The sequence below is a fragment of the Sphingomonas sp. genome, from assembly GCF_039595165.1.
Lineage (GTDB): Bacteria > Pseudomonadota > Alphaproteobacteria > Sphingomonadales > Sphingomonadaceae > Sphingomonas.
Genome location: NZ_JBCNMA010000194.1, coordinates 1 through 3,760 on the forward strand (window position 1 = coordinate 1; position 3,760 = coordinate 3,760).

Genomic DNA, 3,760 nt, shown 5'->3' on the forward strand with positions numbered 1-3,760 from the left:
GATCGACTGGTCGTCGTCGCCGACGCAGCAGATGTTCTTGCGCTCCTGCGCGAGCAGGCGGAGCCAGAGATACTGGACGCTGTTGGTGTCCTGATACTCGTCGACCATGATGTAGCGGAAGCGCTGCTGATACTGCTCGAGTACGTCGCGGTTGGTGCGCAGGATCGTCAGCATGTGCAGCAGCAGGTCGCCGAAGTCGCAGGCGTTGAGCGTGCGCAGGCGGTCCTGATACTGGGCGTAGAGCGACTGGCCGCGGCCGTTGGCGAACAGCTCGGACTCGCCGGCGTCGAGGTCCTTCGGCGTCAGGCCCTTGTTCTTCCATTGGTCGATGAAGCCGGCGAGCTGGCGCGCGGGCCAGCGCTTCTCGTCGAGGTCGTTGGCGGTGATGAGCTGCTTGATCAGGCGCAGCTGGTCGTCGGTGTCGAGGATGGTGAAGTTGGTCTGCAGCCCGACCAGCTCGGCATGGCGGCGCAGCATCTTGGCGCCGATCGCATGGAAGGTGCCGAGCCACGGCATGCCCTCGACCGCATCGCCGACGAGGTTGCGCACGCGCTCGCGCATCTCGCGCGCGGCCTTGTTGGTGAAGGTGACGCTGAGGATCTCCGACGGATAGGCGCGGCGGGTCCAGAGGAGGTGAGCGAGGCGCGCGGTGAGCGCGGCGGTCTTGCCCGTGCCGGCGCCGGCGAGGACGAGGACCGGGCCGTCGGTGGTGAGCACCGCCTCGCGCTGCGGGGCGTTGAGGCCGCGCAGGTACGGCGGATCGTCAGGGGAAGGCGCGGGCAGGCTCATCGGTGAACAGGTAGGGAACGCGGCGAGTCGGGGCAAGTTGCATTGCAAGCGCGGCGGGCTTGGGGCAGGAGGGGGCCATGTGGGACAAGATCAAGAGCCGGTTCGACAGGCGCCGCCTGGTGCTGCTCGCCGCGCTGGCCGGCGTGGCGCTCTATGTCGGCTGGCGCACCGGCGGGTTCGAGCAGCAGCCCGAGCAGAAGCCGTGCGTGGCGGGGCGCAACGAGATCAAGGACGACAAGGGCAAGGTGGTGCAGGTGACGCGCACGACCTGCTTCGAACACGAGAAGTGACGGCGCGGGGGCGCGCCGGATTTGGGTAGGGACGAGTGGATGGACGCTGACCGGGCACGGCACCGCCGGGTGCTGCTCGCGAGCTTCGTGGGCACGGGGATCGAGTTCTACGATTTCTACATCTACACGACCGCGGCCGCCCTGGTGTTCGGCGGGCTGTTCTTCACCGGAAGCGACGTCGAGAAGCAGCTCTGGGCCTATGCGACGCTGTCGATCGCGTTCTTCGCGCGGCCGGTCGGAGCGGCGGTGTTCGGCCATTATGGCGACCGCATCGGGCGCAAGGCGACCTTGGTCGCGTCGCTGCTGACGATGGGCATCTCGACCACCCTGGTGGCGTTCCTGCCGACCTATGCCGACGCCGGGTGGATCGCGCCGCTGGCATTGTGCGTGCTGCGCTTCGGCCAGGGCTTCGGCCTGGGCGGCGAATGGGGCGGGGCGGCGCTGCTCGCGGTCGAGAATGCGCCGCCGGGGTGGCGCGCGCGGTTCGGGAGCGCGCCGCAGATGGGGGCGCCGGCGGGGTTCATCGCGGCGAACGGCATGTTCCTGCTGCTCGGGCTGTGGCTGACACCGGCCGAGTTTGCGCAGTGGGGCTGGCGCATCCCGTTCATCTTCTCAGCGGCGCTGGTGCTGGTCGGGCTGTGGGTGCGCCTCAAGGTATGCGAGACGCCCGAGTTCCAGGCCGCGCTGGACGAGGCGCCGCCGCCCAAGGTGCCGCTGGGCGAGGTGGTGAGGAACCACGGCGGCGTGCTGCTAGGCGGGACGATCGGCGCGGTGGCGTGCTTCGCGACCTATTACATCGCCACCGCCTTCCTGCTCGGCTGGGGGACCAAGTCGCTCGGCTATTCGATGCAGGATTTCCTGGGGTGCCAGCTGGTCGCGATCCTGTTCATGGCCGCGGGGATCTATCTCGCGGCATGGGCGGCGGACGCGAAATGGGATCCGCGGCGCGTGCTCGCCGCGGGCTGCGCGGGGGTGGCGGTGCTCGGCTTCGCGATGGCGCCGCTGATGGGCGCGGGGCTGATCGGGGTGTTCGCGTTCATGGCGCTGCTGCTGTTCGCGATGGGCTTCGTCTATGGCCCGCTCGGCGCGTGGCTGCCCGACCTGTTCCCGGCGCGGGTGCGCTATACCGGCGCGTCGATGACCTTCAACATCGCCGGAGTGATCGGCGGCGGGCTGACCCCGCTGATCGCGCAGGCGCTGGCGATCAAGGGCGGGCTCGAGCCGGTCGGCTGGTATCTGAGCGCCGCCGCGGCGCTGAGCCTGGTCGCGCTGCTGGTGCTGAAGGGGCGCGCGAGCGCCTAGCGCCGGCCGGCGCGGACGAGGCCGTCGAGCCAGCGATCGGCGCTGGCCGGACCGTCGCGGAGCATGCGGCGGCGATACTCGGCCTTGTTGCGCGACCATGCCGCCTGGCGCTCTGCGCGGGTGACGCGGCCGGATTGCTGACCCTGGCGATGCTTCTGCTGCGCACGCCGGCGCTGGCGCTGGCGCTGCTGATGCTTGCGGAGATTGTCCCAGCGCTGTGCGTCGAGCGTGGGGTTGAGCCATTGTGCCGGTGCCGGCGCGGGACCGGCGAACAGCATCACGGCCGCTGCGATCGCGAGAGACTTGGCTGTCGTCATCGAGCTCCTCCGCCTTTCCCGGAGAGAAAGACGCGCCGCCCGATTGGTTCCGTCGGTCGCGATCAAGCGCGGCTCAGGGGTAGGGCTGGCGGGCGTGGAGCAGGCGGAGGATACGGACTCGATCGTCGAGCACGCGGTAGACCAGAATATAGTTGGGATGGACGATCATCTCGCGCGTGTCGGCGAGCCGGCCAGGCCGATAGGCAAGCGGCAGTGCAAGCGCGCGTTCGGCACCTTCTCGAATTCGTGCTTGCAGCCGAAGCGCGGCGACGAGGTTGTGCTCGGCGACGAAATCGAAGAGGTCGCGCCGGGCGTCAGCCGCCCAGACGAGCTTGCGCTGCACGATGCTTTTCGATGATCGCGTCGATCTCTGCCATTACCTGATCGTGGGGCGTATCCGGCTCAGTTGACGCCAAGGCAGCCTCGACCTGCGCGCGGAACCACTTGTCGTGGGCTTCCGCTTCTTCCTCGGTGTCGAATTCCGAGTAGATGGGGTCGAGCTTTCCCATGGCCGGAATATGCGCCGCTAGCCCGCAGCGCGCAAGATCGTGAGCTTGGCCTTGCCGTGGATTCGCTCCGTTTCGGATATAAATCCCGCGACTTCGACGCTTTCGGCCTTCGCCGTCTCGATGCTGATCCAGGTGGCCGGACCGGTCCAGCCGAGGCGGGCGAGCTTGTCGAGCGCGACCGATCCCGCGCCGGTGCCGTAGGGCGGATCCATCAGGATCAAGTCCATCGGCCTGGGCGCGGGGCCGAGCGCAAGGACCGAGGTGGCGCGGATGTCGGCGCGGATGCCGAGCTTGCCGGCATTGGCGCGCAAGGCGTCGAGCGCGGCGCGGTCCTGCTCGACGAACAGGCACGAGGCGGCGCCGCGCGACAGCGCCTCCAGCCCGAGCGCGCCCGATCCGGCGAAGAGGTCGGCGACGGCGAGTCCCTCGAAACTGCCGACGCGGCTGGCGAGCATCGAGAACAGCGCCTCACGCGTGCGGTCGGCAGTCGGGCGGGTGGCGTCGCCCTTGCGCGCGACGAGCGGGCGGCCGCGCCACTGGCCGGCGCGGATCC

At 69.4% G+C, this 3,760-nt stretch carries 7 protein-coding genes; 2 read left to right on the forward strand and 5 right to left on the reverse strand.

The window, feature by feature from the left end; translation table 11 throughout:
* Positions 1–789: UvrD-helicase domain-containing protein (locus ABDV68_RS18560; RefSeq protein WP_343521574.1), on the reverse strand; the 789-nt coding region annotated here is incomplete at its 3' end.
* A 77-nt stretch (positions 790–866) separates the two neighbouring features.
* Between ABDV68_RS18560 and ABDV68_RS18565 the strand changes: the two genes are divergently transcribed.
* Both ABDV68_RS18565 and ABDV68_RS18570 read left to right on the forward strand, forming a co-directional pair.
* The gene (locus ABDV68_RS18565) at positions 867–1,079 is read left to right on the forward strand and encodes a hypothetical protein (RefSeq protein ID WP_343521575.1); all 213 of its coding nucleotides are present in this window, start codon (positions 867–869) and stop codon (positions 1,077–1,079) included.
* A gap of 39 nt (positions 1,080–1,118) precedes the next feature.
* On the forward strand, positions 1,119–2,381 hold the full coding sequence (locus tag ABDV68_RS18570; protein ID WP_343521576.1) for an MFS transporter: 1,263 nt from the start codon (positions 1,119–1,121) through the stop codon (positions 2,379–2,381).
* On the opposite strand, the gene ABDV68_RS18575 is transcribed toward ABDV68_RS18570, so the two are convergent.
* The 4 genes from ABDV68_RS18575 to rsmD all read right to left on the reverse strand — a co-directional run bounded on the left by ABDV68_RS18575 (position 2,378) and on the right by rsmD (position 3,758).
* Positions 2,378–2,698, reverse strand: coding sequence for a hypothetical protein (locus ABDV68_RS18575; protein WP_343521577.1), 321 nt, complete (start codon positions 2,696–2,698; stop codon positions 2,378–2,380). The two genes, ABDV68_RS18570 and ABDV68_RS18575, sit on opposite strands and share 4 nt — an antisense overlap.
* A gap of 73 nt (positions 2,699–2,771) precedes the next feature.
* Positions 2,772–3,041: a type II toxin-antitoxin system RelE/ParE family toxin gene (locus tag ABDV68_RS18580; protein ID WP_343521578.1), complete on the reverse strand. Its 270-nt coding sequence runs from the start codon at positions 3,039–3,041 to the stop codon at positions 2,772–2,774.
* A complete protein-coding gene (locus ABDV68_RS18585; protein WP_343521579.1) occupies positions 3,013–3,207 on the reverse strand; it encodes a stability determinant in 195 nt (64 codons plus the stop codon). Before ABDV68_RS18585 ends, ABDV68_RS18580 begins: the two co-directional genes overlap by 29 nt.
* A 17-nt stretch (positions 3,208–3,224) precedes the next feature.
* Positions 3,225–3,758 (reverse strand): 16S rRNA (guanine(966)-N(2))-methyltransferase RsmD, encoded by a 534-nt coding sequence (gene rsmD, locus ABDV68_RS18590; RefSeq protein WP_343521580.1) that lies wholly within the window; start codon positions 3,756–3,758, stop codon positions 3,225–3,227.
* Positions 3,759–3,760 lie beyond the last annotated feature (2 nt).

Excerpts from the sequence above, each read along its gene's own strand:
- ABDV68_RS18585 (WP_343521579.1), bottom strand. The coding sequence starts at position 3,207 with ATGGGAAAGCTCGACCCCATCTACTCGGAATTCGACACCGAGGAAGAA.
- ABDV68_RS18570 (WP_343521576.1), top strand. The coding sequence starts at position 1,119 with ATGGACGCTGACCGGGCACGGCACCGCCGGGTGCTGCTCGCGAGCTTC.
- ABDV68_RS18575 (WP_343521577.1), bottom strand. The coding sequence starts at position 2,698 with ATGACGACAGCCAAGTCTCTCGCGATCGCAGCGGCCGTGATGCTGTTC.
- ABDV68_RS18565 (WP_343521575.1), top strand. The coding sequence starts at position 867 with ATGTGGGACAAGATCAAGAGCCGGTTCGACAGGCGCCGCCTGGTGCTG.